General features: G+C 44.9%; 2 protein-coding genes. Both read right to left on the bottom strand.

The genetic code is table 11. The annotated features are described in order from the left end of the window. Positions 1-56: 56 nt before the first annotated feature. Positions 57-398: an ATP-binding cassette domain-containing protein gene (locus A3766_RS04370; protein WP_068641777.1), complete on the bottom strand. Its 342-nt coding sequence runs from the start codon at positions 396-398 to the stop codon at positions 57-59. Between the two features lie 12 nt (positions 399-410). Further along, the coding region (gene lptA / locus A3766_RS04365) for a lipopolysaccharide transport periplasmic protein LptA (protein WP_068641776.1) at positions 411-972 on the bottom strand (562 nt) is incomplete at its 5' end.

The raw sequence follows: 972 nt of genomic DNA, 5'->3' as shown, positions 1-972 counted from the left end.
ACAACTTGTTACGTTTTTCCGGCCAAGCTAAGTTAGTACAACAAGACAACTCCTTTTCAGGTGAAGAAATAGAGTACGACATTGTACGAAGAGCTATACGCGCCAAGGGAGATCAGACCCAAGGGTCTCGAGTTAAAATTCATTACTACCCTAATGCCGACACCGTTTCGTGCCCTATCATGCATAGCCATGGATGATAGGTCGGTATCATTAACTGATATCTTGCCTTTATCATGCTTAACCAGGCCTACAATCATATAGAAACAAGTGGTTTTACCAGCACCGTTAGGGCCGAGCAGCCCGATCACTTCACCGCTGTTGATAGTCAGGGAAACATCTTTAACTATTTGGCGTTTATCATAGGCCTTGGCTAGGTTTTCTGCTTTTAAAGTTTTCATTGTTGCTCAGGTCTATTGCTTTTGCTCGGCACCGGACTCGGCATTTGGAGCAGGTTCGAGTGGCAGTTTGTTTTCGTTTTCTGGAGAACCTTTTATTAGTGGCACTTCAGTATTTTCCGATGCGGTCTCGGCATTAGGGTAGTAATGAATTTTAACTCGAGACCCTTGGGTCTGATCTCCCTTGGCGCGTATAGCTCTTCGTACAATGTCGTACTCTATTTCTTCACCTGAAAAGGAGTTGTCTTGTTGTACTAACTTAGCTTGGCCGGAAAAACGTAACAAGTTGTCTTTTGCAATATAAGTAATAGAGCTGCCATAGCCATGAGTGTTCGGGCTATCGGCGCTTACTTGTTGTACAAAGTGTGCTGGCTGGCCAGAGGCCTGGATGGTTGTAATGCTGCGATTTGTCGCCTTTACAGAAATATTATCTGCTTCTAGGCGAGATAAACCTTGGGAGATTATGACATTGCCGGTATAGGTTGACGTGCCATTCTGGTCGTCAAGGCTAGCCTGGTCTGACTCTATGGATATTGGAAGTTTACTGCTCGGGTCGATTGCAAAACAAAAAGCAGGC

The organism is Oleiphilus sp. HI0132 (genome assembly GCF_001635845.1).
The sequence above is the reverse complement of the archived record's forward strand: the minus strand, read 5'-3'. Positions and strand labels throughout refer to the sequence as shown.

Bases quoted from the DNA above. Each gene is read 5' to 3' on its own strand.
- A3766_RS04370 (WP_068641777.1), bottom strand. From the start codon at position 398: ATGAAAACTTTAAAAGCAGAAAACCTAGCCAAGGCCTATGATAAACGC.